Origin of the sequence: Methylobacterium mesophilicum (genome assembly GCF_036441335.1) — a bacterium.
GTDB classification, from domain to species: Bacteria; Pseudomonadota; Alphaproteobacteria; order Rhizobiales; family Beijerinckiaceae; genus Methylobacterium; species Methylobacterium mesophilicum_B.
The window spans coordinates 88,322-113,657 of sequence record NZ_MLBW01000007.1; the positions used below are offsets into that span (position 1 = coordinate 88,322).

The window sequence follows — 25,336 nt, forward strand, 5'->3', positions numbered from 1 at the left end:
CGGTCCCGGGAGAGCCGTCGCGGTCGCCGCCGAGAGGCACCGCCAAGAGCCGCCTCCGGAGCCTCCGGCGCGCGCCCGCGCGCGGACAAGACGTGGAGGAAGCCATGGCCGAGGACGCCGTCACCGGGATCCGCCTGCGGTCCGTCGCCCTGCCGCTGAAGACCCCGATCAGCGACGCCAAGGTGCTCACCGGCCGCCAGAAGCCGATGACCGAGATCGCGATCCTGTTCTGCGAGGTCGAGAGCCGAGAGGGCCATCGCGGCCTCGGAATCAGCTATTCCAAGCGCGCCGGCGGGCCGGCCCAGTTCGCCCACGCCCGCGAGATCGCCCCGGCGCTCCTCGGGGCGGATCCGAGCGACATCGCCAAGGCCTGGGACACGCTGGCCTGGGCCGGCGCCTCGGCTGGCCGCAGCGGCCTCGCCGTCCAGGCGATCGGCGCCTTCGACGTGGCCCTGTGGGACCTCAAGGCGCGGCGGGCCGGCCTGTCGCTCGCGAAACTCCTCGGGGCGCAGCGCGACTCGGTGCGCTGCTACAACACCTCGGGCGGCTTCCTCCACACGCCGCTGGAGGAACTGCTCGTCAACACCGACCGCGCCCGGGCGAAGGGCATCGGCGGCATCAAGCTGAAGGTCGGCCAGCCGGACTGGGCCGAGGATATCCGCCGGGTCACGCGGGTGCGCGAGCATCTGGGCGACGCCTTCCCGCTCATGGTCGACGCCAACCAGCAATGGGACCGGCCGACCGCCACGCGGATGGGCCGGACCTTCGAGCGCTTCAACCTGATCTGGATCGAGGAGCCCCTCGACTGCCTGGACGCCGCCGGGCACGCGGCCCTGGCCGCCGCCCTCGACACGCCGATCGCCACCGGCGAGATGCTGACGAGCGTCGCCGAGCACTGGGACTTCATCCGCCAGGGCGGCGCCGACTTCCTGATGCCCGACGCGCCGCGGGTCGGCGGCATCACGCCCTTCCTCAAGGTGGCGGCGCTCGCCGAGTTCGCCGGTCTGACGATCGCGCCGCACTTCTCGATGGAGCTGCACATCCACCTCGCCGCCGCGCTGCAGCGGGAGCCCTGGGTCGAGCATTTCGAGTGGCTGGAGCCGCTGTTCAACGAGCGGCTGGAGCTGGAGGACGGCCGCATGCGCGTGCCGACCCGGCCGGGCCTCGGCCTCTCCCTGAGCGAGCAGGCGCTGGCCTGGACGCGCGAGACCGCCGGGTTCGGCAGTCTGGGCTGAGCGCGCGGGGAGGGGCCCGGCGCGACGCGCCTATGACGGCGCGCCCGTGGAGACGATCCCGCCCTGGCGCCTCGCCTTCCCGTTCGCGGCGGCCGAGGTCGCCCGGATCGGCCTCGACGGCATCGGTCGGGGCCTCGCGGCCCGCGACCGGGCGTCTCCACGGGCGCGCCGTCATAGGCGCGTCGCGCCGGGCCCCTCCCCGCGCGCGGGCCGACGTGGCGCATCTCGCCGACCGGGCCTACCCGACCCTCTCGGGCGGCGAGCAGGCGCGGGTGCAGTTCGCCCGCGTGCTCTGCCAGCTGGAGGCCGGCCGCACGGTCGCGGACCGGCAGGTGCTGGTCCTCGACGGGGGCGGGCTGGTCGCCGGCGGGCGGCCGAGGTCCTGACCGACGACCTCATCGCCGGGGTCTTCGGCGTCCGCTGGCCGGTCGGGCGCGTGCCCGCGGGCGGCCAGCCCGTCCTGCTGCCGCGCCCGGGTACGGCCGGTCGGCGCGGCTAGCGATAGCGCGACGGGTGGTATTCCCGGTAGCTCAGGCCGATCACGGCCGCGAGCAGCCCGGCCCCGCGGCACAGCGTGTAGCCGCCGCCGATCAGGGTTGCCGGCCTGAGGGACAGGCCGGCGACCCCGAGCCGTAGCAGGCCGCCGCCGAGGCGCACGAAGCCGCGGCCCGCGTTGGCGAGCCGGCCGCCCACGGTTTCCGGGCGGAGCCGGCCGAGATAGGCCTCGACGCTGCCGCTGCGGTACCAGCGGGCCAGCAGCCAGCGCACCCGCATCCGGTGCGTCGGGATGCTGTCGTAGACCACGGCCGTCTCGGCCCAGGCGATCCGGTGCCCGGCGAGCATCAGGGCCCGGAAGAAGAACGTGTCCTCGCCGCCCATGGTGTTGAAGCGCATGTCGAAGGACAGGCCCAGCGCCCGGATCACCCGCAGGTCCAGGAGCGCGTTGGCGGTGTAGCCGTCCTCCACGAAGCCGTCGCGGACCGGGAGTCGCTTGGCGAAGAAGCCCCCGGCGGCCGCCCAGGCGGGCGGAACCCGATCGAAGAACGGCACGACCGGCCCGACGCAGGCCGCGACACCCGCGGTGAGGGCGGTCTCGAGCAGGTTGCGGAGCCAGTCGCGGTCGGGAAACTCGTCGTCGTCGATCAGCGCGACCCACTCGGCGCCGGCCGCGGAGGCCTCCGCGAGGCTGCGGTTGCGGACCGCCGCGAGGCCGCGGGTCTCCTCCCGGGCGTAGGTGACGGGAAAGCGGCCGGTCGCCCGGTAGGCCTCGACCACCGGGACGGCGGCGCGGCTGCGCCCGTTGTCGATGATCAGGATGCGCAGGGCGGTCTCGGCGAGGCTGCCGAGCCGCTGCTGGTCCAGGGCCTTGAGCAGGCGCGCCAGCCCGACGGGCCGCTCGCAGGTGCAGATGCAGATGCACAGGCGCATCGTCTTACCTCTGTCCGATCGGGAGGGCGTGCGGCCGCGGCCGCAGGCGCTTGCCCGCCGCCGCCAGCAGCGTCGCGGCCAGGAACCGCCAGATCCGGGGATGCCGGAGCGCCAGCACGGCGCCCTCGACCCAGCGGCCGGCCTGGGCCGCCTCGATGACCTGGGCGATGAGCTGCGTCATCGCGAGGCCGTCGCGGTAGGCGCGGCTGCCGTGGCGCACCTCGGCGGAACGGGACCGCGCCTCCGCGAGGCGGCCGTGCTCGGCCCGGGCCGCGAAGGCCGCGTCGAGGCGCGCGATGTCGGCCTGGCGCAGCCGGTGCGACAGGGAGGTGGGCCCGCGCCGATAGCCGTAGCCCGCGTAGGTGGTGACCACGAACCGCGCCCCGGCCGCGAGCGCTTCCAGGCACAGCAGGAAATCCTCGCCGATCCGGACGCCCTCGTCGTACCGGATACCGTGCCGGCGCAGGATCTCGGCGCGCATCATGGGCTTGAGGTAGCCGAGCTTGGTCACCCGACTAAGCAGCTGGTTGCTGGCGATGTACTTGGCGAGGTCGATCTCGAACAGGTACGGCTCCCGGCCGCCCTCCAGCATGCCCGGCCCCTGCGGGTCGAACATGTCGGTGAACGGGATCGGGTTGTCGGCGACGATGTCGGCATCCGCCGCCAGCGCGAGATCGAGCAGGGTCCGGGTGCGGTCGGGCAGGATCAGGTCGTCGGCGTCGAGGATCGCGATCCACCGGCCGCGGGCGGCGTTCAGCGCCGCGTTCCGGGCGCTCGACGGGCCCCGGGGGGCGCCCGGTCCGGCCTCGGCGAGGGGAATCACGCGGACCCGCGGGTCCGCCTCCGCCAGGCGCGCCAGCACGGAGGCGGTCCCGTCCCGCGAGCCGTCATCGACCGCCACGACCTCCACGGCGACGCCGGTCTGGGCCAGGGCGGACCGGACGGCCGTCTCGATCCAGGGCGCCGCATCGTGCGCGGCCATGATGAACGAGACGTCCACGAACGTGCCCCGAGCATCGGACAAGAGTTGATCCGCCATCGCGCTTCCTGGACCGCCGGGCGCGGCCTTCGAGACCGCCGCCGACTTTGGCCGGAAGCGATCGGCGCGCACGACGCTCAAAGGGCGTAGGGCGGCGGCCATCCCCTCCCATTGCGGGGGATGGTTCCGGCGGCCGTCCGCGGTCAGTGCTCGTCCGAGGCCGCGTCGCCGGCGGAGCGGGAAGTCCGGACGGCGAGGCCGTTTTCCAGAATCATCCGGACGTGCGCGCGTAATTTTTGTTTTCTCTCCGCCGATGCGGGAGAATCCTTTTTGAGGCTCGAATCGCCGGAGGCTGCCATGTCGAACGCCCCTGAGGCCCGTCACCGCGCGTCGCCAGTGCCGACGCGGCCGGAAGGGTGATCGGCGATACCTATAATGGATTATTTGGTTGGAATCTCGACATTATTGCAACGCAACCGACGAAAACAGTTTTGATGTTTGTTAAGGTTTATGTCTCCTACTGAGCATTGTCGGACGTGGGCGAACTACGTAGGTAGTATCCAGGGGCCCTCCCGAGGGCAGCATTCAGGGAGGAGATGAGTGCCCAGTCGCTTCTATTTCGATATCGAGAACGGCGAGGAGACGATCCGCGACGCGCAGGGCGTGGAAGCCGAGGACCTGGCCGAGGCGCTGGCGGAGGCCCGCAGCGTGATCGACGAAATGGCGGGTGAACTGGAGGCCGCGGGGCCGGACGGCGCGTGGACGCTCGTCGTGCGCGACGCCACCGGCGCGGAGGTCGGCCGGGTCCCGATCAAGAGCTGAGATCGGGGACGCGCGGGTAAGATCCCGGCTGCCGTCGCGCGACGGGATCACGGGCCGACCAGCGCGGAGGCGCCGACCCGCCGGCGCGGGGCCCGCAGCAGCCGGCGTGCGGGCCGCTCCAGGAGCCGCCACGACAGGTCCGCCAGCAGCAGCGTCAACATCAGGTCGAGCGCCATGGAGACCGAGCGCGGTCCGGCGACGTCGATGCCGACGACGGCCAGCATCCGCTCCGCGTGCAGCGGCACGTGGAACAGGTAGGCGGCGTAGCTGATCACGCCGATCCGGCGCAGCCACGGGATCTCCAAGAGGGCGACCGCGCGGCCCTCCCGCGCCTGGGCCACCTGCAGCAGCAGCAGCGCCGCCAGGACGCCGCTGAGGCGCCCGACGATCAGCCACCAGCCGGTCGGCGCGATCAGCAGCGGCAGGGTGACGAACAGGATCAGCACGCCGGCCAGGGCGGCGTCGCGGGCGAGCCAAGCCGGGAGCGGCCGGGTGCGCAGGCCGGCGAGGCCGCCCAGCGCGATCAGCCCGAGATTGGCCAGGGTGTCGACGTCGAAGCACCGCGGCGCGGCGCCCGCCCACCACAGGGCGCCGTGCGTCAGGGCGCTGATCCCGACCAGGATCCAGCACAGCGTGCCGAGATGGCGCCGCGGCAGGAACAGGGCCGCCGGCGCGAACAGCAGGTAGAATTGCTGCTCGACGGCGAGGCTCCAGAGATGGCCGAGCTCGGTCCCCCAGCCGTTCTGCTCGATGTAGATGTTCGTGACGTAGAACCACGTCGCGAGCTTGAACGCGTCGTTTCCGAGACTGGCCGGGTCGCCGGGCCGGATTGTGTAGAGCACGAACAGGAAGGCGTAGTAGACCGGCACGATCCGGGCGACGCGGTTCCGGTAGAACAGCCCGAGGCTGCCGAGCGGCGTCGACGCGCCCGCCTCCACGGACTCGCGGGCGGCGGCGAGGATCCGCACGATCAGGAAGCCGCTCAGGACGAAGAACAGCCACACGCCGGTCGTGCCGAGAGCCTCGCTCCTCGGGGTCGGCGCCTTGTGGCTGACGAAGACCATCAGGAACGCCAGGGCCCGCAGGCCGTCGAACCCGATGATGCGGCGCTCTGAAGGGGCCACGGCGCGTCCCGTCCGGTGATCGACCGCGCCGCGTCGGGCAGAACGCGCCCGCGCGGCCGGACACCCCGCCTTAGACCGGGCCTCGCGCGGGCGCCCCTACCTCGATCGGCGGAGTCGACCACCCCGAAAGCGGTCCCGCCGCCCGGCCAGGCCGTCAGCGGCGCCGGATCAGCAGAACGACGAGACCGACCGAGACGGCCGCCCCGGCCTGGGCAGCCAGCAGCGCGAGCAGGAAACCCTTCGGTAGAACAACCGCGAAGCCGATCGCTCCTCCAATCAGCGCAGCGAAGACCAGCACGACCAGCAACGCCTTACCTCCATTGATGGATCGGCGGCCGTCTTGTTGCCGAACCTGTCGTGGGCCCAGTGTTGTCGCAAGGGTTCCGCCCGCGATCGACGCCCCTTCGGACCGGCCGAGAGCCGCCGAAGCCGGCCGCGCCGACGCTGGCCGAACCGGCCGGGTGCGCACGTCGCTCCGCAAGTTCCGACCCCGTCTCGCCCCGAGTCAAGGAGCCGACATGTTGCGCCCGGCTGGGACCCCGACGCCGATCGAGTCGTCGACGCCGCAGGATATGGTCGAGACGCTGAACGAGGCGTTGGTCAAGACATTGCCGGCCCCGCGTCAGGCCGGTCCCGGCCTCCGGGTGGGCTGGGCGATGAAGCGCGTCCTCGACGCGAGCGTCGCGCTGACGGCGCTGTTCCTGCTGCTGCCCCTGCTGCTGTTCATCGCCCTGCTGATCTGGGGCAGCGACGGCCGGTCGCCGATCTTCCGCCACAAGCGCCTCGGTCGGTACGGGCGCCCCTTCGGATGCCTGAAGTTCCGGTCCATGGTCGCGGACGGCGACGCGGTGCTGGCGCGGCACTTCGCCGAGAATCCCGAGGCCCGGGCCGAGTGGGAGGCGTCCTTCAAGCTCACCCACGATCCCCGCGTGACGGCGCTCGGCCACGTCCTGCGCAAGACCTCCCTCGACGAGCTGCCGCAGCTCTGGAACGTGCTGCGCGGCGAGATGAGTCTCGTCGGACCGCGGCCGATCGTCCAGGCCGAGGTCGTGCGCTACGGCGCCGACTTCACCGCCTGCTTCTCGGTCCCGCCCGGCCTGACCGGCCTGTGGCAGGTCTCCGGACGCAGCGACACGGGCTACGCGGAGCGCGTTGCTCTCGACTGCGCCTATGCCCGCCAGTGGAGCCTCGGCCGCGACCTCGCCATCCTGCTCAAGACGGTTCCGGCCGTGCTGAGCCAGCGCGGCAGCCGCTAGGGCCATGGCCGGGCGGCCGCGCCGCGCTCGCCGCGCCCGCCGCGGAGCGCGCCGATGAAGGGCATGATGCTCAACGCCCTGCTGGGCGTGATGCTGGGCCGTTTCGGCTCGGTCTGGCGGCTGCTGGTCTTCGTGCCGATCGTGGCGGCCGAGGTCGGCTACGGCGTCCTCGTCTACAACCTGAGCGCGGGCGCGTGCCTCCGGCGCGGCACGGCGCTGCTGATCTGCGGGCAGCTGGCCTTCCTGCTCGGCGCCCTGCTGCGGCCCATCGCCAACGAGCGCTGAACCGCCCGGGCCAGGCGCGGCCCGGCGCGGCGGTGCGGACACGTCAGGCCGGATCCTCCTCGGCGGCCGGCGCCTGAAGGCAGAGCCGCCAGAACTCCACGAAGCCCGCGGCGTACGCGGCGATGACGAGGCTCGACCAATGCATCGCGTGGCTCCGGGCGCGTTCGAGGGCCCAGCCTGCCGCGAAGACGTTAAGATTCAGCCCCGCCGGGTCTCGGTTCCGGTGTCCGGGGCCCTGCGCGGAGCCGTGTGTGGGGCGGTCTCGGGGGCGGTCTCGGGAGCGAGGTCCGCCCGCCGTCGCGCCTACCGGCAGACGATCGATTCCTTGAAGCCGCACGGATCGCCCATCCGGGTGAACGCGACCCGCTCGAACAGCGCGGTGACCGGCTGCCCCGAATACTGCGTCGGTCCGAGCCAGGACGCGAAGTCCGGGCCCTGTCCCGACCAGACGCTGAGCATGATCTTGCTCGGATGCGAGGGGATCGGCCGGTCGGGCGTGCCGATCACCTCGCGCAGCAGGCGTCCGTTGACGTACCAGCGCAGGCGGTCGGGCAGCCACTCGAAGGCGTAGTCCGCGGTGGTGGTCGCGGAGTCGAAGCCGAGGGCGTCGAGGCTGACGTGCTCGCCGACGCCGCCGACGAAGTAGTTGAGCTGGACCTTGCTCGTGTCCTTGCCGAGCCACTCGAAGTCGATCTCGTCGTTCGTCCGCCGGTCGCCGTTCTCGGCGCCGTTGTAGGTGAAGAACGCCGAGACCATGCCGGACCCGGTCCCGGCCCGCATCCGGACCTCGTAGGTGCCGTAGCCGTAGCGCTCGCGGGTCTGGATCTCGGCGCAGCTGAACGGGCGCTCCTTGTAGGTGATGTCCGTCAGGGACAGCGTCAGTTCGCCGGGCGTCGTGATCTGGGCACGATGCTTCGACCACGTGCAGCCCTGCCAGTCGCCGTTGACCCAGCCGTCCGAGACGTACCAGCGGCGGTCGTTCAGGGTGTTGAAGAGCTCCACGAAGGATGGGCCGCCCTGAGCGGCCGGAGCGGCGGCCGGGGCCGGCGGCGTGGCGGTCTCGCCCGCGCTCGCCGGATAGGCCTGCAGGAGAAGCGTCGCCGCCACGCAGAGGCGGCGGCCCGGGCCGGACCAGATCGTCATGCGCACGTCCTCAAACCAGTCGCCGCAGGGGCGCGGCGGCGCCCATCGTAGCGGCCGGGGCGCCGCGGGCCGGGGATCATTCGGACGATCCGCCCCGCGGCCGGACCCCTCCTTTCGGACGATCTCGCGCGCGGTGCCGGGCTCGCCCTACCGTGCCGGCGGACCGGCCGCGGCGCGGATCGGCCGGAGAGTCGCGGAGTCGTCCGGTGCGCAGCTTAGAGGCCCCATCCCCCGTTCCGGAGGTCTGCGTCATCATCGCGGCCCGGGACGCCGCGGACACGATCGCGACCGCGGTCGCCTCGGCGCTCCGGCAACCGGAGGTCGCCGAGGTCATCGTCGTGGACGACGCCTCCGCGGACCCGACCGGCGCGGCCGCCGCGGCGGCCGACGACGGCTCGGGCCGCCTGCAGGTGATCCGGCTCGCCGAGAATGTCGGGCCCGCCGAGGCCCGCAACCGCGCCATCGCGGCCGCCTCCGCCCCGCTGCTCTGCGTCCTCGACGCCGACGACTACTTTCTCGACGGCCGCGCGACCTTCACGATCGGGCGCGGGATCAAGCCNCGCCTCGCCCGGCACGGGCGCGGCGACCGTCCCCCGTCCCCGGGCGATCGGCGACAGCCCTAGCGGCCGGCGGCGGCCTGGCGGTCGGCGCGGTCCCGGCGCGGGGCCAGATCCTGCGCGATCCGCAGCTTGAGCCCGAGGATCCGGTTGTGTCGCGCCATCGCGAGAAGCGACTCGGCGGTCCCGACATCGCCGCGCATCCGCAGCGCGTGGGCGGCCAGCGCCATCTGGGCGGCCATCGCGTCCGCCTGCAGGGCGGCGTGCGGGACGTTCTGAGAGAGGGGCATACCGGCCATGGCCACGGTTCGAGGGCAGGGCCGATCCTCCGGACGATCCGTTAACGATATCTTAACGGCCGCGCCTCGGGACCGGCCGCGCGGCGCGGGCCGTCACTTCCGGATGGGCAGGCGGCCGACCAGCCAGCCCTCCTCGTTGCGCACCAGGAGGGTCCAGGGCGGCTCCCGGCCGTTTCCCGTAATCTCGTCGGCCATCTCGGCGATCACGCTACGCGCCTCGATCAGGGCTTCCTCGAGGCCGGCCGCCTCCACCCCCACGTGGTCGTGGATCGTCTCCTCGGCATTTGCGATCTCGAAGTAGAAACGCGCCGCCAACAGGGTTCTCCTCCGCCGGAACTCTTCGGGGAGTTCAGTTCTATAGATCGCTATTAGCATCTTGGTCGGTCGCGTTCCCCGACAAAGCGGTCGGGAAAAAGCGCTCCGTCTCTGACAATTCGGGGGATGCGGCGGGGAAATGTTCGTACGATCGTCGACCGGCGGCGCCGGGTAAGCCGAATGGCGTAGCCGCCCGGCCGCCGCCATGGCCGGATGGCGATGCCCGGCGCGACCCGGTGGCCGGTTCGGGCGGGGCCGCGGCGGGTTCGGGCCGGTCCGGCCGAATCGTCGCCGCTACGCCGGATCGGCAGAGGCGCGTACGCCTAAGATATGATGTTGGTGGCCCTGCCGGGCCGCCGTAGACCCGAGCGTCGGTGCGCTCGCGGCGAGGATCCCATGAACATCACGATGGTCGGGTCGGGCTATGTCGGTCTGGTCTCTGGCGCGTGCTTCGCGGATTTCGGCCACACCGTCGTGTGTGTCGACAGCAATCCCGGCCGGATCGACGCGCTGAACGCCGGCCGCATGCCGATCTACGAGCCGGGACTCGAGGCCCTCGTCGCCGAGAACGTCCGCCAGGATCGCCTGTCCTTCATCACCGACCTGGAGGCGGCGGTCGGGCGGGCGGACGCGGTGTTCATCGCGGTCGGCACGCCCTCCCGCCGCGGCGACGGCTTCGCCGACCTGAGCTTCGTCTACGCGGCTGCCCGGAGCATCGCGCGCGCCCTGCGCGGCTTCACGGTGGTGGTGACGAAGTCGACCGTGCCGGTGGGCACCGGCGACGAGGTCGAGCGCATCATCCGCGAGACCAACCCCGCGGCGCAGTTCGCGGTCGTGTCGAACCCCGAGTTCCTGCGCGAGGGCGCGGCCATCGCCGACTTCAAGCGGCCCGACCGCATCGTCGTCGGGACCGACGAGCCGCGCGCCGTGGCGGTCATGGAGCAGATCTACCGCCCGCTCTACCTCAACGCCGCGCCGATCGTCGCGATGAGCCGCCGGACCGCCGAGCTGACCAAGTACGCGGCGAACGCGTTCCTGGCGGCGAAGATCACGTTCATCAACGAGGTGGCGGACCTGTGCGAGGCGGTGGGCGCCGACGTCCAGGCGGTGGCGCGGGGCATCGGTCTGGACAACCGGATCGGGTCGAAGTTCCTGCATGCCGGGCCGGGCTACGGCGGCTCGTGCTTCCCCAAGGACACGCTGGCGCTGGTCAAGACCGCCCAGGATGCCGGCACGCCGCTGCGGCTGGTCGAGACGGTTGTGGCGGTCAACGACCAGCGCAAGCGCGCGATGGCGCGCAAGGTGATCAGGGCCTGCGGCGGGTCGGTGCGGGGCCGGACGGTGGCGCTGCTCGGCCTGACCTTCAAGCCGAACACCGACGACATGCGCGACGCGCCCTCGCTGGCGATCGTGGCCGGCCTCCAGGACGCCGGCGCCGTCGTCCGCGCCTACGATCCNGGCTCGTGCTTCCCCAAGGACACGCTGGCGCTGGTCAAGACCGCCCAGGATGCCGGCACGCCGCTGCGGCTGGTCGAGACGGTTGTGGCGGTCAACGACCAGCGCAAGCGCGCGATGGCGCGCAAGGTGATCAGGGCCTGCGGCGGGTCGGTGCGGGGCCGGACGGTGGCGCTGCTCGGCCTGACCTTCAAGCCGAACACCGACGACATGCGCGACGCGCCCTCGCTGGCGATCGTGGCCGGCCTCCAGGACGCCGGCGCCGTCGTCCGCGCCTACGATCCCGAGGGCATGGAGCAGGCGCGACCGCTCCTGCCCGGCGTCGCCTTCGCGGAGGATGCCTATCACTGCGCCGAGGGCGCCGACGTGCTGGTTCTCGTCACCGAGTGGGACGCGTTCCGGGCCCTCGACCTCGCTCGGCTGCGGGCGGCGATGCAGCGACCGGTCCTGGTGGATCTCCGCAACGTCTACCGGGCCGACGACGTCCGGGCTCACGGCTTCGCGTACAGCAGCGTCGGCCGCCCCGCCGCCCCCGGCGACGAGGCCGAGAGCCAGCCGGCTCCGCTCTCCGCGGAGACCGTCGCCGCGGCCGGGACGGCCTGAGGCGCAACCGGTCTCGCAGACCGCGCGCCCGTCGCCGAGCACGTTGGCGACGACGAGGCCGACGATCAGCGCCAGCGTCGAGAACGTCAGGAAGTAGATCAGCGCCTTGCCGCCGACCCGGCCGACCTTCTCGAGGTTGGTCATGCCGGCGATGCCGGACACGACGGTCAGGAAGATCACCGGGGCGATGATCATCTTCACGAGCTTGATGAAGGCCCTACCGGTCGGCGGATCGGCACGCTTCAGGGCGGGGCAGGGCAGGGGCGGAAAAAAAGGGTCCCCTCGCGGACCGCCCGAACAGGCGGCCCGCGAGGGGACCCCGAAGCTCCGTCCGGCGGCGCCGGGCCGAGGCTCTGCCAGGGCGGCCCCGCCGCGGCGGAGCCGGAGCGATCAGGCCGCCGGGGCCTTCACGTTCGCCAGGCTGGAATCTTCCCGGAGGAAGTACTTGTTGGTCAGGTAGGCGACTTCGGTCCGGTTCTTGGCCTTGAGCTTCTTCATGATGTTGCGGACGTGAACCTTCACGGTGCTCTCGCACATGTTGAGTTCGTACGCGATGATCTTGTTCGGCGTCCCCTTCCGGAGCGCCCGGGCCACGCAGAGCTGCCGCGGCGAGAAGATCTCGTCGTCGCCGGCCTCGACCGGCTCGTCCATCTTGATGTTGGCCAGCAGGGGGAGGAGGCACTCGGCCGGGATGTAGACGCCGCCGGCCTGCACGAGCTGCAGTGCCTGGAGGGCGATGTCCACGGAGGTCGTCGTCGGGATGTAGCCTTTGACGCCGAGCTTGATGATCCGCACGATCTGGTCGAGGTTCTCGCCGTCGGAGATGACGGCCACCGGCGGAGCGCCGGCCTCGCCCTGCAGGAACGCCAGCTCCCGCGTGATCTCGGTCCACTCGGTCTCGGTCAGGTTGCCGTCGGGTCGGCAGAGCACGACCACGCTCGCGGGGACGAACGGCTTCTGCCGCTTCCACGATTCGATGTCCGCGAAGACTTCGAACGAAGTCTGCCGGTCGGCCTCGCTGAGCGAGGCGGCGAGGCATCGGCCGACGAGTTGGCGTCGATCGATGATGACGATGCGGCTGGAGCGGCTCCGGGACTGGTCCCGTTGCTCGACGACGACCGGGTTGTCACCGGCATGTGCACCCGAAAAGCCGCCGCGGCTTTCGGCCGTGTCCCGCTCAACGAGGGTGAGCGCGTCTCGAGTCCCAAGACTGGCCATAGAAAATTACCTCCTTTCGAAGGAAGCCGAATGTCAGCGATGACGGGATACCCAATGCGCTCGCCGACGGCGTGACACTGAGATACGCGGTGGCGCCGGTCGCCTTGAGGCGATTGCCGATGACCACGGATACAATGCTAGCTTTCGTAAAATCGTCTGTAAATACCCTATCTGAATCTAAACGCTCAAATTGCAGGGTTAAATACAATCATCGCGCACTACGTACGTAGATGGTGATTTGTTTTATTACGCGCGGCGATGCTGGTGGAGAAATGCATTCGCAAGAGCAGTCCCTGCCGGTTGGTGCGCTGCCACAAGATCTCTCACAATGTAATCGACCAGATCTAACAATTCAGAAACGAGATACGTTGTCTGCTTTGCCGCTGCTTGTTGCCAAGGTGTCTTGGTAAGGCTTCGATCGCGGTCCAATGACCGGATCGCGAGTTCGGTATTCCATTGCGGAGTATTCGGGGGATGAAGGGGCGCTGTACCTGACTGAGGCTAAAAGGCAACGTACGTATACGGTCGTTTACCCTGTTGGGGTCCGAGTACTGATTTCGGGGATGCGGCTCTGTACCAAACGGCACGCGCCGCCGGGGAGAGGCGATCCCGTGCGCCGTCCAGCGCTGCCGGCGAATCACCGGCGGGCCTCCGGGGCGGCCTCCGGAGCCGGCCGGAGATGACGGTCTAGTCGAGCCGGACCAGGAGATCGCGCATGCCGCCGACATCGACGAACGTGGCGAGGTCGCGGGCGAGCAGGCCGGCATGGCGCTCCGCGTAGGTCTCCGGCGTGAGCGTCCGCAGGAACGCCGTCACCGAGTCCGCGAGCGGCTCGGGAAACGCCCAGCCCAGGCGCTCCGACACCGCGTAGCGTCCGGTGGCCGTCGTGGCGCGCGCCAGCGTCAGGGCGCCGCACAGGCCGCCCTCGTAGAGCCGGTTCGGCAGGAGCCAGTCCGAATTAAGTCCATCATCGAGGTAATCGACGGCCCAACTGAAGTGAATCCCGCTGTAGATCTCCGGAAGATCCCGGGGATTGGCGTAGGGCCCCCGGAACGACATGTTCGGGCGGCCATCCAGCGTGTCCGCCAGAACGCGCGGGGCGATATCCTCCTCGGAGAGGCGCCCGGCCAGGACGATCCGCACGGAGTCGCCGAGGGCGTCCGCGATGGCGGCGAGGATCGTCAGGCTCCGGCGGCAGCGCAGCGTCCCGAACCAGCCGATCACCCAGGGCGGTTCCGCCGTCCGCGCGCGGTCGAGCCGGGTCGCCACCTCGCCCAGGCGGTGGCCCATGACCTTGTTCTCGAGGAGGTGCCACGCGCCGGCGAAGCCCTGGACCGGCCGGAAGTACCGGTCGATGAAGTCCGGGGCGCTGACGACGAGGAGGTCGCTGCGGCTGAGGATCCAGCGCTCGACCGCGCGGGCGACCCGCCCCGGGGCGTCCGGCCGGACCATCAGCCGCTGGATGTCGAGCACCTCGTAGACGAGGCGCGCGCGGCTGCCGGCGAGGCGCGCCGCGGTCCAGGCCACGAGGGCCATGTCGAGGTTGCGCACGTAGATCACGTCCGCCGCGCGCAGGTCGCGGCGGCGGCGCAGCGCCCGGACGATGCCGACGGCGAGGCGCGGCAGGCGACGGGCGTAGTTACGGTCGACGGTCAGGCCGAGGGGGACGATGTCGTCCGCCGCCGGAGGCTCGGCCGGCATCCCGCCGGCGCGGTCCCGCTCGAAGGCGTACACGACGACAGACCAGCCGGCTTCCCGGATGGCGTCGATCCGCTTCCGGACCGTGGGCTCGGCCCTGTCGTGTCCGAAGAAGGCGACGCGGCGGCCGCGGGCGGTCGCATGGGCGGTGGCCGGCGCGGACATCGCGACGTGAGCCTGCTCGATCGCCAGCAGGCCTTCGGCTACACGCAGGAGGACCTCAAGCTGCTGATGCAGCCCATGGCGGTGACCGGCCAGGAGGCGGTCGGTTCCATGGGCACGGACACGCCGCTCTCGGCCCTCTCCGAGAAGTCGAAGCTGCTCTACACCTATTTCAAGCCGGGCCGCGGTCCAGCGGGTCAGCGCGCTGCGCGGGCCGCCGCGCCGGACCGTCGGCCCGTCGCTGGTCTTGTTGAGCACGATGCCCAGGACGGTGCTGCCGCTCGACTCGAGGTCATGCACGGCGGCGGCGACCTCGTCGATGCTCGTCCGGCCCGCCTCGACCACGATGATCAGGCCGTCGAGCCCGTCGAGGAGCGGACGGAGGGTGGGGAGCTCGTCCACCGGAGGCAGGTCGACGACGACGCGGTCGAGGGCGGGGCGTCCGTCCCCCACCACCGCGGCGACGCCCTCCGGGGTCATCAGATCGCTGAAATGGGGATCGTTCGGGTGGCGGTTGCCGCAGGCGAGCAGGCGGACCTCGCCGGGCTGGGGCCGGACCGCCTCGGTGGCGCAGCAGCGGCCGGCGAGCACGTCGAGGAGGCCGCGCTGCTCGGTGGCCTGGCTGAGCCGCGAGAGCGTCCCCTGCCGGACGTCGGCGTCGATCATGAGCACCCGCCCGGAGCTCGACCGGACGCGGGCGAGGAGCTGGCCGAGATTGCTCGCGAACAGGGTCTTGCCCGCGCCGGCCCCCACGGACGTGACGCCGATCGCGAAGACCGGGCCGCGGCGGTCGCTGCCCAGGACGTGGGTCTTCAGGCTGTGCAGGCGCTCGACGAACACCGATTGCGGCATGAACCGCACGGCGCTCGCCCGGAACGCCTCGACGCTGGCGGGGCGCTGCGCCTCGTTGGCATGGGCCTGCGCCAGCGCCAGGGCCGCCCGGAAGCCGGGCTCGCGCCGCAGCTCGGGGAGGGCGGCGAGGCAGGTCAGTCCGTGGCCGGTCAGCTGCCGGGGCGTGCGGATCGTCCGGTCGAACCAGTGCCGCGCGAAGGCGCCGCTCACGCCGAACCCGGTGCCGACCAGCAGACCGAGCAGCATGATCAGGCTGCCGCGGGGCGCGCTCGGGGAGTCCGGCACGGTCGCGGGCGTGATCACGTGGGCGGAGGGCTGCGGATAGGATTGCTGGTTGACGGCGTCGATGTAGCGCTGGAGCAGGTTCGTGTAGATCTGGTCGTAGGTCTCGGCGGTGCGGTCGAGCTCCTTCGCCTTGACCCGGGCGTTGCTCATGATCAGCGTCTTCGAGATCAGGGCGTCGAAGGCCGCCGTCATGCTGTCCTCGCGCGCCTTGGCGACCTCGTAATCGTGGTCGAGGGACACGGCGAGGCGCTCGAGTTCGGTGCGCAGCGACTGCTTGGCAGCCTGGATGTCCCGCTGGATCGCCTGGACCGCCTCGTGGTCGGGGCCGAGGCGGCGCTTCAGGTCGTCGGCGCGCTGCACGAGGTCGACGTACTGCCGGCGCAGCTGGATGATCACGCTGTCCTTGAAGGCCTCGGTGATCCCCGGGTCGGCGATGTCGGAGTCGAGGAGCCCGCGGATCTGGTCGCGCACCGCGCGGGCGTCGACGGTCTTGGACCGCGCGGCGGCCACGGCCGTGTTGAGCTCCTCGACCTGCTGCTCGCCCACGAGGCCGCGCTTGCCGAGGTCGATGATGGTGTGCTCGGCCTTGTAGGTCTGGGCCTCGCGCGAGGCCTGGCTGGCGCGCTGCTGGAGTTCCTTCAGCCGCGGCAGCATCCACTCGCCGGCGACCTTCCAGACCTGGGCCCGGTTCTCCAGCTCGGTGCTGACATAGGCCTCGGCCACCGCGTTCGCGACGGCGGCCGCCGTCGCGGGATGGTCGGCGCTGTAGCCGACCTCGATGACGTAGGCGGCGCCGATGCGGCTGGCCTCCACGTTCTCGCGCAGCGTCCGCGCCTGACGGAGGTCCGGGCTGACGGGGGCGGATTCCTGGACCGGCCGCTGGGCCCCGACCAGCCGGAGGGGCAGCGCCTTGGCGGCCTTCAGGAACTCCCGGACCTTCGCGACCAGCGGGTGCGTCGGCACCGCCAGATCCTCCAGGGCCGCCGCGTCGAGCCTGTGCACGGCGGCCAGGGCGATCTTCTCCGAGCGCATGTACTCGACCTGGCTCTCGACCTCGGCGATCTCGAGCGGGGTCCCGGCATTGGGCGTGTCGCGGGCCGTCACCGGGCTGGAGCGGCTCTCGATGTAGACGCGGGCCCGGGCCGTGAAGATGGCCGGCGCGGTCGCGACGTAGATCCCGGCGCAGACCAGGCCGACGGCCGCGAAGGCCAGGATCGACCGCCAGTTCTGCCGCGCGATGGTCAGGATCGAGACCTGGGATTCCGTCTCCGGCGAGAAGGGCTGGCCGCGCCAGGCTCCGGTCCCACCGGGGCGGGTCGCACCGATCGGCAGGAAGGACGCGCTGGTCGAGTGTCGGTTCATGGATCTCTCCTCACCGCGGCGGTCACCGCCCCGGAGCGCTCTCCGTCAAAGGGACGCCGGCTCGGCCCGATGGGCGCGTCGAGCCGGGGTGGGTGGGTCAGTTCTGGCCGGCCCCGTCGCCGACGCCCCGCATGGCGGGGTCCGGCTTGAGCGCGATTTCCACGACGTCGCCCGGCTGGAGCTCCGTGTCCTCGGCGGCGTCGATCTGCGTCTTGGTCGGTCCGCTCTGCCGGAAGACCGCGATCGCCGCCTGCGCGCGGCTTCCGGACAGGAGCTGCGCCCGGAGGGCGCCGGTGTAGACCAGCTTGTCGTTGATGCTGTTCAGGCGCGACCGGTACGTCGCCAGGTTGTTCTCCGCGACCTGGAGCTTCTCCAGGGCGTCCATGGCCTGCACGTCGTCGACCCGCTCGAGCTTGCGGGCGACGTCGCTCTTGTCGCGCTCGAGCTGGGTGAGCTGGACCGTCGTCTGCAGGGCGCGGGTCGAGGAGAGCAGGACGGCGCGGCGCGCATCGGTCAGGCGGGTCGTGACCACGGCGCCGCGCTGGAAGAGCGCCCGCACCGTGTCGTAATCCTCGGCGTCGGCGGTGACGCCCTCCTTCTCCTTGACCTGCTGCTCGCTGAGGCTGGCGAACTGCGTCTGCGTCCGGCTGAGGGAGCGCTGCAGGTGGTCCTTCTCCTTGGCGATGTCGGTCATCTGCACCCGGAGCTGCTGCTCGGCGAGCTTCTGCGCCGGGGTCGCGCGGCTGCCCGGGGCGACGTCCGCCGGCGGCGGGGACTTGTCGCCCCGCGACGCGGCGATGACCGCCTTCAGGCGCCAGATCGTGGCGGATTCCCGCTGGATGCTCGCCCAGGTGCTGTCGTACTCGGCGCGCAGGTTCGCCGTCTCGACGACGGGGTTCTCCATCCTGAACCGCAGGAGGTTGTAGCCGCCCGCCAGGGCGATGGCCTGCCGCACGGTCATGCCCGGATGGAACGGGTGCTCGCCCTGCTTGGTCACGTCGCCGCTCAGGTAGACCGGCTGATACTTCGAGATCCGCACCCCGATCTCGTCCGGCTCGAGCACGGCGATCGATTCCTTGCCCTCGGAGTTGCGCTGCCGCACCGCCTTGGCGGGCAGCGACTTCTGCAGGCTCTGGCGCAGCTCCGCGACGGTGAGCCCGGCGGCCGGCACGTCCCCGAGCAGCGGGACCATGACGGTGCCGTCGGTGGAGACCGTCGCCTCCTGCTTGAAGGTCGGGATGCTGAGGGCCGTGACCTCGATCGTGTCGCCGGGCCCGATGCGGTACTCCGCGGCCGCCGGCAGCGCCGACACGGCGAGCAGGCACGCCGCGAGTCCGGCGCGGGCGGCGCGGGTGGTGGCGCGTGTTCCCGCGGTCTTCGTCGAAATCTTCGACACGCATCGTCCCCTTAAGGCTCGCCCTCGGAGCCCGGGCGCGGCGATCGCGCGGCAGGACCGCGCGCCGGCCTCACGGGCTCATGAGGGCTGAGACGGCATGATGCGTAACGGCCGAGCCGGCCGGGACTCCTCCAAATGGCGGGCGCGGGCATCCATGCCGGGGCGGGGGCTTCGCCTTTCGAGGTAGGCCCCCTGGCCCGAGCGGCGCGCCGGGGGCGGGAGGGGCCACCTCGGATGGGCGCCGTTCGCCTTTCGACGGACGAACCGCATCGAAAGCCTGGGTTCCCGTCGGTCCGCAGCTCTGTGCAGTTTTGACGCACAGAATTTCGGCGGAAGGAGCGGCGGGTATGCCGATTACCGATGCGGATATTGGACCGGATGTGGGCATCTTCTACCCGGATCTAGTCAATATTTATGGATGTCGGATCGAAAGCGGTTCGCGGATCGGCCCCTTCGTCGAGATCCAGCGCGGCAGCCGGATCGGCCCGCGCTGCAAGATCTCCTCGCACAGCTTCATCTGCGCGGGCGTCTCGATCGGGGCCGAGGTGTTCGTCGGCCACGGCGTGGTCTTCACCAACGAGCTCTATCCGGAAGCCACCAACGCGGACGGCAGCCTGAAGCGGGACGGCGAGTGGGAGCTCGTCGAGACCGTGGTCGAGGCCCGCGCCTCCATCGGCTCCAACGCCACCATCGTGGCGGGGATCACCATCGGCGAGGGTGCCCTGGTCGGCGCCGGTGCGGTCGTCACCCGGGACGTCCCGGCCTTCGCCATCGTCGCCGGATGCCCCGCGCGGGTCGTCGGCGACACGCGCACCAAGCGCGCCGAGAGCGCCGCGCGCGCCCGTTCCGTCCAGTCGCCGCGGCCCGAGCCGGCCGAGCCTCTGAAGGTTGCTTGAGGGGAATGCAGTCATGATCTCGATCGGAATCGTCGGATACGGCTACTGGGGGCCGAACCTCGCCCGGTGCACCTCGGAGAGCGAGCGCTGCCAGCTGGTGGCCATCGCCGACCAGTCGCCCGCCGCGCTCGCCCGGGCCGGCAAGCGCTACCCCGCCGTCCAGCTCCATCAGGACTGGCGCGACCTCGTGGCCGATCCCGCGATCGACGCCGTCATGGTGGCGACGCCGGTGAGCTCCCACTTCGAGATCGCCATCAACGCGCTGCGGGCCGGCAAGCACGTCTTCATCGAGAAGCCGATCACGCCCTCGGCCTTCGAGGCCCGGCTGCTGATCGAGGAGGCGGCCAAGCGCAACCTGCGGCTGATGGTCGACCACACCTTCGTCTACACGGGCGCGGTCGAGAAGATCCACGAACTCATCACGACCGACGCGATCGGCGACGTGTTCTACTACGACTCGACCCGGGTGAACCTCGGCCTGTTCCAGCGCGACGTGAACGTGATCTGGGACCTGGCGGTCCACGACCTCGCCATCCTCGACCACATCCTGGACCTCGCCCCGGTGGCGATCTCGGCGAGCGGCACCGGCCATTTCAGCGGCCGCCCCGAGAACATGGCCCACCTGACCGTCTTCTACCCGCGCGGCGTCGTCGCGCAGATCAACGTCAACTGGCTCGCGCCCGTGAAGGTGCGGCAGACGCTGATCGGCGGCAGCAAGAAGATGATCGTCTACAACGACCTCGACCCGATCGAGAAGGTCAAGGTCTACGACCGCGGCGTCACCGTCGGCGGCGGCTCGGACGACATCACCGAGTTGATGGTCTCCTACCGGACCGGCGACATGTGGTCGCCGCACCTGTCCTTCCGCGAGGCGCTGATCGTCGAGATCGAGCACTTCGCCGACTCCATCGAGAACGGCACCGCGCCCATGACCGACGGCCACAGCGGCCTGCGCGTCGTCGAGATGCTCGAAGCCGCCATGCGCTCCCTGCGCCAGAACGGCACCCCCATCGACCTCATGCCACTTGCGAGGGCCTCGTGATCCCCTTCCTCGACCTCAAGGCGCAGTACGCGGCGATCGGCGGCGACGTCGAGACCGCGGTCCTCAACGTCCTGCGCAGCGGCGACTTCGTCCTCGGCCCGGCGGTCAGCGCCTTCGAGGCGGCCTTCGCCGAGGCCTGCGGCGCCCGCCACGCGGTCGCCGTCAGCAGCGGCACCGCGGCCCTGCACCTCGCCCTCCTGGCCCTCGACATCGGTCCGGGCGACGAGGTGATCACGGTCTCGTCGACCTTCGTGGCGACGGTGGCGGCGGTGCTGTACGCCGGCGCGACCCCGGTCCTCGTCGACATCGACCCGGTCGGCTGGACCATGGACCCGGCCCTGGTCGAGGCGGCGATCACGCCCCGCACCAAGGCGATCCTGCCGGTGCACCTCCACGGCCGGATGGCCGATCTCGACGCGCTCGGCGCCATCGCCAAGCGCCACGGGATCGCCCTGGTCGAGGACGCCGCCCAGGCGCACCTCGCCGAGCGCGGCGGCCGCAAGGCCGGCACGATCGGGGATCTCGGCTGCTTCAGCTTCTACCCCGGCAAGAATCTCGGGGCCTACGGCGAGGGCGGCGCCATCGTCACGGACCGGGACGACCTCGCCGCTGCGGCCCGCTGCCTGCGCGACTGGGGCCAGCAGGGCAAGTACAACCACGTCCGCCACGGCTTCAATCTGCGCATGGACGGCGTCCAGGGCGCGGTGCTCGGGGTGAAGCTCCCGCACCTGGAGGCCTGGACCCGCGCCCGCCAGGCGGTGGCGGCGGAGTACGGCGCCCGGCTCGCGGGCCTCGGCCTGGAGCTGCCGGCTCCCGCCGGGCTCGACCACGTGTTCCACGTCTACGCCGTGTCGACCGCGGACCGCGAGGGGCTGCGCCAGTACCTCAACGCCGCCGGCATCGCCACCGGCATCCACTACCCCGTCCCGGTCCACCGGCAGCCCGCCTACAGCCACCTCGACGACGGTACCGGCCGCCTGCCGGTCACCGAGCGGCTGGCCGCCCGGACCCTGTCCCTCCCGATGTTCCCCGAGATGACGTCCGCGCAGATCGACACCGTCTGCCGGGCCGTCGCCAGCTACTGCGAGGTCGCCGATGCCCAAGCTGCGTGAGGTCACCAAGGGAAGCCGGTTCAGCGGCGACCTGCGCGGAACCCGGATCCTGGTCACGGGCGGATCGGGCTTCATCGGCTCGCACATCATCGACCTGCTGGTCGAGGCCGGCTGCGACGAGATCGTGGCCATCGACAACATGATCCGCGGCCGTCCCGAGAATCTCGGGGACGCCCTCGGCTCCGGCCGCGTCCGCCTCGTCCAGGGCGATATCCGCGACCGCGCCCTGATGGACACGCTGGTCAAGGGCACCGACGTGGTGTTCCACCAAGCGGCCCTCCGGATCACGCAGTGCGCCGCGGAGCCGCGCCACGCCTTCGAGGTGATGGCCGCCGCGACCTTCAACCTGCTGGAGAGCTGCGTCGAGGCCGGCGTCGCCAAGGTGGTGATGGCCTCCTCGGCCTCCGTGTACGGGATGGCGGAGGTCTTCCCGACGACCGAGAAGCACCATCCCTACGACAACCGGACCCTGTACGGCGCCGCCAAGTCCTTCGGCGAGGGTCTGCTGCGCTCGTTCAACGACATGCACGGGCTCGACTACGTCGCGCTCCGGTACTTCAACGCCTACGGCCCGCGGATGGACCTGACCGGCCGCTACACCGAGGTCATGGTCCGCTGGATGCAGCGCCTGGCCGAGGGGCAGTCGCCGATCGTGTTCGGCGACGGCATGCAGACCATGGACCTCGTCCATGTCCGCGACATCGCCCGGGCCAACATCCTGTCGGCGATCTCGCCCGCCACCGACGTGGTGCTCAACGTCGGCACCGGCGTCGAGACCTCGCTGGTCGACCTCGCCGGCCACCTCACCCGGATCATGGGCCGGGACGGCACGCCGCTGATCCACGAGGCCGAGCGCGCCGTGAACCCGGTGCCCCGGCGCCTCTGCGACACGAGCCTCGCCAAGGAGCTGATCGGCTTCGAGGCGAAGATCGGGGCCGCCGAGGGCCTCGCCGACCTCGTCGCCTGGTGGCAGGACGAGTCCCGCTCCGAGCATCTGCGGCGGGCGATGGCATGATCCCGATCGCCAAGCCCGAAGTCGGCGACCCCGAGGCCGAGGCCGCCGCCGCCGTCGTCCGCTCCGGATGGCTCACCCAGGGGCCGCAGGTCGCGGCCTTCGAGACGGAGTTCGCCGCGACCGTCGGCGCGCCCCACGCCTGCGCGGTCTCGAACTGCACGACCGCGCTGCATCTGGCGCTGCTCGCCGTCGGGGTCGGCCCCGGCGACGAGGTGGTGACGGTGAGCCACAGCTTCATCGCCACCGCCAACGCCATCGCCCAGTGCGGGGCCACGCCGATCTTCGTCGACATCGACCCGTCGACCTACAACATGGCCCCGGACGCCGCCGCGGCGGCGATCACCGAGAGGACGAAGGCGATCGTCTGCGTCCACCAGATGGGCATGCCCTGCGACCTGGAGGCGATCGCCGCGATCGGGCGCCGCTCGGGCATCCCGGTGATCGAGGACGCGGCCTGCGCCATCGGCTCCGAGCGGCTCCAGGGCGACGTCTGGCGGCCGATCGGCAGCCCGGCGGGCGACATCGCCTGCTTCTCGTTCCACCCGCGCAAGGTGCTGACCACCGGCGACGGCGGCATGATCACCACCGCCAACGCCGCGTGGGACCGAACCTTCCGGCTGCTGCGCCAGCACGGGATGAGCGTCTCCGACATCGCCCGCCACGGCAGCGCCCGGGTGGTGGTCGAGGAATACGCCATCGCGGGCTTCAACTACCGGATGACGGACGTGCAGGCGGCCATCGGCCGGGAGCAGCTCAAGCGGCTGCCCGACCTGATCGCCCGGCGCCGCGCCCTCGCCGACGGCTACCGCGCGCGGCTGGCCGACCTCCCCGGGGTGACGCCGCCGTCCGAGCCGATGGGGCTGCGCAGCAACTGGCAGAGCTACTGCGTGCGCCTCCCGGACGACGCGGACCAGCTGGCCGTGATGCAGGCGATGCTCGACCGCGGCATCGCCACCCGCCGGGGCATCATGTGCGCGCATCTGGAGCCGCCCTACGCGGAGGCGCCGCGGCGGTTCGCGCTGCCCGAATCCGAGCGGGCGCGCGACCACGCGATCCTGCTGCCGCTCTACGCGGCGATGACGGAGGCGGAGCAGGACCAGGTCGTCGACGGCCTGCGCGACGCCCTGCGATGATTCCCGCACCGGTCAAGAGCCTCGCCCGGACGGTCGGCCTGACGCGCCCGCGCGTCGCCGCCGCCCGGATGGCCTGCGAGCGCACGACGCTCGCCCTCGCAAGGATCCGGCGGCCGGCGCCGGGCGGCCGCATCCTCTGCTACCATTCGGTCGGCCAGTCGGAATGCGGCGTCAACGACGTCAGCCCCGCGCGCTTCCGCCACCAGCTCGAGCGCGCGCTCGGTCTCGGCTACCGCTTCGTGCCGGCGGCCACGATCGCCGACGGGCGCGGCGGCGCGCGGGACCTCGCCATCACCTTCGACGACGGCTGGCGCAGCGTCCTCGGCGGGGCGGCGCCGATCCTCAGCGATCTCGGGATCCCCTGGACCCTGTTCGTCGTGTCGGGCTGGCTCGACCGGCCCGAGAGCGCGCCGCCGGGCGTCCTGGGCTGGAACGCCATCGAGGCGCTCGCCGCCAACGGGGTCGAGATCGGCAGCCATTCCGTGACCCACCCGGATTTCGGGCGCCTCAGCGCGGAAGAGGCGGCCGAGGAGCTGGAGGAATCCCGGCGCGCCATCGGGGCCCGCCTCGGTGTGCGGCCGGACAGCTTCGCGATCCCGCTCGGGCAATCGGGCAACTGGACCAAGGTGGCCGCCCACGCCGCCCGGGAGGCGGGCTACCGGATCGTCTACGCGCAGGCGGTGGAGACCCGTCCCGCCGGGACGGTGGCGCGCAGCTTCGTCACGCAGTTCGACAACGATCTCGTCTTCGGTGCCCTGCTCCGGGGCGCCTACGACGCCTGGGAGGAGTGGGTATGAACCGACCCGCGCGGCGCCGCGTCTCCGTCGTGGTGCCCACCTGCAACCGGCCCGCGTTCCTGCGCGAGGCCCTGGCGAGCATCCGCGCTCTGGAAGGCCCCGACCTCGCCTTCGAGATCATCGTGGGCGACAACGGCGAGGCGGGGCCGGCCGCCGAGGTCGCCGCCGCGTTCGGCGCCATCCACGTCCCGGTCGACCGGCCCGGCGCCGGCGCGGCCCGCAATGCCGGCCTGACCCGGGCGAGCGCGCCCTACGTGGCGTTCCTCGACGACGACGACGTCTGGCAGCCGGCGCATATCCGGGAGCATCTGCGCCTGTTCGAGGCCGATCCGGAGCTGGGTATCGTGTTCGGGCAGATCGTCACCGCCGACCACGACCTCGTGCCGACCTACGGCCCTTGGCCGCCGGATCTCCCGTCCGAGAAGGGCGCGCTGCTGCGCCGCATGCTGAGCGGCTACTTCCCGCAGATCGGCGCGACGGTCGTGCGCCGGACCGTCGTGGACGCGATCGGCCTGTTCGACGAGGCCCTGCTCGGCGATCAGGACTGGGACTGGCAGCTGCGGGCCGTCCGCGGCCACGGCGTCGGCTTCGTCGCCGCGCCCTGCGTGCATTTCCGGCAGCGGCCGGCGGGGACCTTCGACCGCCTGATCGCCCGCCGGATCCACTTCACCCGCGTGGTCTTCCGACGCCACGCGCCGGCGCTCGGCGTCTCGCGTCTCGCCGCCCTGCGGCTCTATTTCGGGAGCGTGCAGGGCTACTACGACGCCCTGCTGGACGCCACCGAGGCCCACACGGCCCGCGGCGACCGCCGCGCCGCCGCGGGGGCGTTCCTCACGGCATTCCGCCTGATGCCGCACCGGGCGATCC

At 71.6% G+C, this 25,336-nt stretch carries 22 protein-coding genes and 5 pseudogenes; 15 read left to right on the plus strand and 12 right to left on the minus strand.

All coding sequences use genetic code 11. The features are described from left to right. The first annotated feature begins 104 nt into the window (after positions 1 to 104). Positions 105 to 1,235, plus strand: coding sequence for an L-talarate/galactarate dehydratase (locus tag MMR14E_RS05615; RefSeq protein ID WP_331313214.1), 1,131 nt, complete (start codon positions 105 to 107; stop codon positions 1,233 to 1,235). Positions 1,236 to 1,450: 215 nt separating this feature from the next. Next, positions 1,451 to 1,621 carry a hypothetical protein gene (locus MMR14E_RS05620; RefSeq protein ID WP_331313215.1) on the plus strand — a complete coding sequence of 57 codons (171 nt, stop codon included), beginning with the start codon at positions 1,451 to 1,453 and terminating at the stop codon, positions 1,619 to 1,621. Positions 1,622 to 1,730: 109 nt separating this feature from the next. Here the strand turns inward: MMR14E_RS05620 and MMR14E_RS05625 are convergent, their stop codons facing one another. The 3 genes from MMR14E_RS05625 to MMR14E_RS05635 all read right to left on the minus strand — a co-directional run bounded on the left by MMR14E_RS05625 (position 1,731) and on the right by MMR14E_RS05635 (position 4,001). Further along, positions 1,731 to 2,663: a glycosyltransferase family 2 protein gene (locus MMR14E_RS05625; RefSeq protein WP_331313216.1), complete on the minus strand. Its 933-nt coding sequence runs from the start codon at positions 2,661 to 2,663 to the stop codon at positions 1,731 to 1,733. A gap of 4 nt (positions 2,664 to 2,667) precedes the next feature. After that, positions 2,668 to 3,702: a glycosyltransferase family 2 protein gene (locus tag MMR14E_RS05630; protein ID WP_331313217.1), complete on the minus strand. Its 1,035-nt coding sequence runs from the start codon at positions 3,700 to 3,702 to the stop codon at positions 2,668 to 2,670. Between the two features lie 143 nt (positions 3,703 to 3,845). After that, the gene (locus MMR14E_RS05635) at positions 3,846 to 4,001 is read right to left on the minus strand and encodes a hypothetical protein (protein ID WP_331313218.1); all 156 of its coding nucleotides are present in this window, start codon (positions 3,999 to 4,001) and stop codon (positions 3,846 to 3,848) included. A 241-nt stretch (positions 4,002 to 4,242) separates the two neighbouring features. On the opposite strand from MMR14E_RS05635, the gene MMR14E_RS05640 reads away from it, so the two are divergent. Then, positions 4,243 to 4,464 (plus strand): DUF6894 family protein, encoded by a 222-nt coding sequence (locus MMR14E_RS05640; protein ID WP_331313219.1) that lies wholly within the window; start codon positions 4,243 to 4,245, stop codon positions 4,462 to 4,464. 47 nt (positions 4,465 to 4,511) lie between these two features. On the opposite strand, the gene MMR14E_RS05645 is transcribed toward MMR14E_RS05640, so the two are convergent. Both MMR14E_RS05645 and MMR14E_RS05650 read right to left on the minus strand, forming a co-directional pair. Then, positions 4,512 to 5,588, minus strand: coding sequence for an acyltransferase (locus MMR14E_RS05645; RefSeq protein ID WP_331313220.1), 1,077 nt, complete (start codon positions 5,586 to 5,588; stop codon positions 4,512 to 4,514). Positions 5,589 to 5,742: 154 nt separating this feature from the next. Beyond that, positions 5,743 to 5,895 (minus strand): hypothetical protein, encoded by a 153-nt coding sequence (locus tag MMR14E_RS05650; RefSeq protein WP_331313259.1) that lies wholly within the window; start codon positions 5,893 to 5,895, stop codon positions 5,743 to 5,745. Between the two features lie 211 nt (positions 5,896 to 6,106). On the opposite strand from MMR14E_RS05650, the gene MMR14E_RS05655 reads away from it, so the two are divergent. After that, a complete protein-coding gene (locus MMR14E_RS05655) occupies positions 6,107 to 6,844 on the plus strand; it encodes a sugar transferase (protein ID WP_331313221.1) in 738 nt (245 codons plus the stop codon). A 54-nt stretch (positions 6,845 to 6,898) separates the two neighbouring features. Beyond that, on the plus strand, positions 6,899 to 7,129 hold the full coding sequence (locus MMR14E_RS05660; RefSeq protein WP_331313222.1) for a hypothetical protein: 231 nt from the start codon (positions 6,899 to 6,901) through the stop codon (positions 7,127 to 7,129). A gap of 303 nt (positions 7,130 to 7,432) precedes the next feature. Here MMR14E_RS05660 and MMR14E_RS05665 read toward each other — a convergent pair whose 3' ends face one another. Further along, the gene (locus tag MMR14E_RS05665) at positions 7,433 to 8,272 is read right to left on the minus strand and encodes a glycoside hydrolase family 16 protein (RefSeq protein WP_331313223.1); all 840 of its coding nucleotides are present in this window, start codon (positions 8,270 to 8,272) and stop codon (positions 7,433 to 7,435) included. Positions 8,273 to 8,478: 206 nt separating this feature from the next. On the opposite strand from MMR14E_RS05665, the pseudogene MMR14E_RS05670 reads away from it, so the two are divergent. Next, positions 8,479 to 8,799, plus strand: a pseudogene (locus MMR14E_RS05670) (glycosyltransferase family 2 protein); the annotation flags it as partial. A gap of 92 nt (positions 8,800 to 8,891) precedes the next feature. Here MMR14E_RS05670 and MMR14E_RS05675 read toward each other — a convergent pair. Beyond that, on the minus strand, positions 8,892 to 9,119 hold the full coding sequence (locus MMR14E_RS05675; protein WP_331313224.1) for a hypothetical protein: 228 nt from the start codon (positions 9,117 to 9,119) through the stop codon (positions 8,892 to 8,894). A gap of 102 nt (positions 9,120 to 9,221) precedes the next feature. After that, positions 9,222 to 9,443: a DUF6894 family protein gene (locus MMR14E_RS05680; protein ID WP_020091195.1), complete on the minus strand. Its 222-nt coding sequence runs from the start codon at positions 9,441 to 9,443 to the stop codon at positions 9,222 to 9,224. Positions 9,444 to 9,839: 396 nt separating this feature from the next. On the opposite strand from MMR14E_RS05680, the gene MMR14E_RS05685 reads away from it, so the two are divergent. Then, a complete protein-coding gene (locus MMR14E_RS05685; RefSeq protein WP_331313225.1) occupies positions 9,840 to 11,501 on the plus strand; it encodes a UDP-glucose/GDP-mannose dehydrogenase family protein in 1,662 nt (553 codons plus the stop codon). 18 nt (positions 11,502 to 11,519) lie between these two features. Here the strand turns inward: MMR14E_RS05685 and MMR14E_RS29150 are convergent. Together MMR14E_RS29150 and MMR14E_RS05695 are read right to left on the minus strand one after the other, a co-directional pair. After that, positions 11,520 to 11,861 (minus strand): annotated as a pseudogene (locus tag MMR14E_RS29150) (cation:dicarboxylate symporter family transporter); the annotation flags it as partial. Between the two features lie 30 nt (positions 11,862 to 11,891). Then, positions 11,892 to 12,719: a response regulator transcription factor gene (locus MMR14E_RS05695; RefSeq protein ID WP_331313226.1), complete on the minus strand. Its 828-nt coding sequence runs from the start codon at positions 12,717 to 12,719 to the stop codon at positions 11,892 to 11,894. Between the two features lie 1,863 nt (positions 12,720 to 14,582). Here MMR14E_RS05695 and MMR14E_RS29155 point away from each other — a divergent pair. Beyond that, positions 14,583 to 14,756, plus strand: a pseudogene (locus MMR14E_RS29155) (glutamate synthase central domain-containing protein); the annotation flags it as partial. An 873-nt stretch (positions 14,757 to 15,629) separates the two neighbouring features. Here MMR14E_RS29155 and MMR14E_RS29160 read toward each other — a convergent pair. After that, positions 15,630 to 17,078: pseudogene (locus tag MMR14E_RS29160) on the minus strand (GumC family protein); the annotation flags it as partial. Positions 17,079 to 17,175: 97 nt separating this feature from the next. After that, positions 17,176 to 18,474, minus strand: a complete 1,299-nt coding sequence (locus MMR14E_RS05705) for a polysaccharide biosynthesis/export family protein (RefSeq protein WP_331313228.1) — start codon at positions 18,472 to 18,474, stop codon at positions 17,176 to 17,178. 347 nt (positions 18,475 to 18,821) lie between these two features. Between MMR14E_RS05705 and MMR14E_RS05710 the strand changes: the two genes are divergently transcribed. The 7 genes and pseudogenes from MMR14E_RS05710 to MMR14E_RS05740 all read left to right on the plus strand — a co-directional run. Then, complete coding sequence (locus MMR14E_RS05710; protein ID WP_331313229.1) at positions 18,822 to 19,370, plus strand: acyltransferase; 549 nt, start codon at positions 18,822 to 18,824, stop codon at positions 19,368 to 19,370. Between the two features lie 13 nt (positions 19,371 to 19,383). Next, positions 19,384 to 20,412, plus strand: coding sequence for a Gfo/Idh/MocA family protein (locus MMR14E_RS05715; protein WP_273561109.1), 1,029 nt, complete (start codon positions 19,384 to 19,386; stop codon positions 20,410 to 20,412). After that, positions 20,409 to 21,524: a DegT/DnrJ/EryC1/StrS family aminotransferase gene (locus MMR14E_RS05720; RefSeq protein WP_331313230.1), complete on the plus strand. Its 1,116-nt coding sequence runs from the start codon at positions 20,409 to 20,411 to the stop codon at positions 21,522 to 21,524. The genes MMR14E_RS05715 and MMR14E_RS05720 overlap by 4 nt, the downstream gene beginning before the upstream one ends. After that, on the plus strand, positions 21,508 to 22,539 hold the full coding sequence (locus tag MMR14E_RS05725; RefSeq protein WP_331313231.1) for an NAD-dependent epimerase/dehydratase family protein: 1,032 nt from the start codon (positions 21,508 to 21,510) through the stop codon (positions 22,537 to 22,539). Before MMR14E_RS05720 ends, MMR14E_RS05725 begins: the two co-directional genes overlap by 17 nt. Beyond that, positions 22,536 to 23,672 (plus strand): DegT/DnrJ/EryC1/StrS family aminotransferase, encoded by a 1,137-nt coding sequence (locus MMR14E_RS05730; protein WP_331313232.1) that lies wholly within the window; start codon positions 22,536 to 22,538, stop codon positions 23,670 to 23,672. Before MMR14E_RS05725 ends, MMR14E_RS05730 begins: the two co-directional genes overlap by 4 nt. Next, positions 23,669 to 24,469 carry a polysaccharide deacetylase family protein gene (locus tag MMR14E_RS05735; RefSeq protein ID WP_331313233.1) on the plus strand — a complete coding sequence of 267 codons (801 nt, stop codon included), beginning with the start codon at positions 23,669 to 23,671 and terminating at the stop codon, positions 24,467 to 24,469. Before MMR14E_RS05730 ends, MMR14E_RS05735 begins: the two co-directional genes overlap by 4 nt. Next, positions 24,466 to 25,053: pseudogene (locus MMR14E_RS05740) on the plus strand (glycosyltransferase family 2 protein); the annotation flags it as partial. The gene MMR14E_RS05735 and the pseudogene MMR14E_RS05740, both read left to right, overlap by 4 nt. Positions 25,054 to 25,336 lie beyond the last annotated feature (283 nt).

Bases quoted from the DNA above. Each gene is read 5' to 3' on its own strand.
- MMR14E_RS05615 (WP_331313214.1), top strand. From the start codon at position 105: ATGGCCGAGGACGCCGTCACCGGGATCCGCCTGCGGTCCGTCGCCCTG.
- MMR14E_RS05625 (WP_331313216.1), bottom strand. From the start codon at position 2,663: ATGCGCCTGTGCATCTGCATCTGCACCTGCGAGCGGCCCGTCGGGCTG.
- MMR14E_RS05630 (WP_331313217.1), bottom strand. From the start codon at position 3,702: ATGGCGGATCAACTCTTGTCCGATGCTCGGGGCACGTTCGTGGACGTC.
- MMR14E_RS05635 (WP_331313218.1), bottom strand. From the start codon at position 4,001: ATGGCAGCCTCCGGCGATTCGAGCCTCAAAAAGGATTCTCCCGCATCG.
- MMR14E_RS05655 (WP_331313221.1), top strand. From the start codon at position 6,107: ATGTTGCGCCCGGCTGGGACCCCGACGCCGATCGAGTCGTCGACGCCG.
- MMR14E_RS05660 (WP_331313222.1), top strand. From the start codon at position 6,899: ATGAAGGGCATGATGCTCAACGCCCTGCTGGGCGTGATGCTGGGCCGT.
- MMR14E_RS05665 (WP_331313223.1), bottom strand. From the start codon at position 8,272: ATGACGATCTGGTCCGGCCCGGGCCGCCGCCTCTGCGTGGCGGCGACG.
- MMR14E_RS05675 (WP_331313224.1), bottom strand. From the start codon at position 9,119: ATGCCCCTCTCTCAGAACGTCCCGCACGCCGCCCTGCAGGCGGACGCG.
- MMR14E_RS05695 (WP_331313226.1), bottom strand. From the start codon at position 12,719: ATGGCCAGTCTTGGGACTCGAGACGCGCTCACCCTCGTTGAGCGGGAC.
- MMR14E_RS05710 (WP_331313229.1), top strand. From the start codon at position 18,822: ATGCCGATTACCGATGCGGATATTGGACCGGATGTGGGCATCTTCTAC.
- MMR14E_RS05715 (WP_273561109.1), top strand. From the start codon at position 19,384: ATGATCTCGATCGGAATCGTCGGATACGGCTACTGGGGGCCGAACCTC.
- MMR14E_RS05725 (WP_331313231.1), top strand. From the start codon at position 21,508: ATGCCCAAGCTGCGTGAGGTCACCAAGGGAAGCCGGTTCAGCGGCGAC.
- MMR14E_RS05730 (WP_331313232.1), top strand. From the start codon at position 22,536: ATGATCCCGATCGCCAAGCCCGAAGTCGGCGACCCCGAGGCCGAGGCC.
- MMR14E_RS05735 (WP_331313233.1), top strand. From the start codon at position 23,669: ATGATTCCCGCACCGGTCAAGAGCCTCGCCCGGACGGTCGGCCTGACG.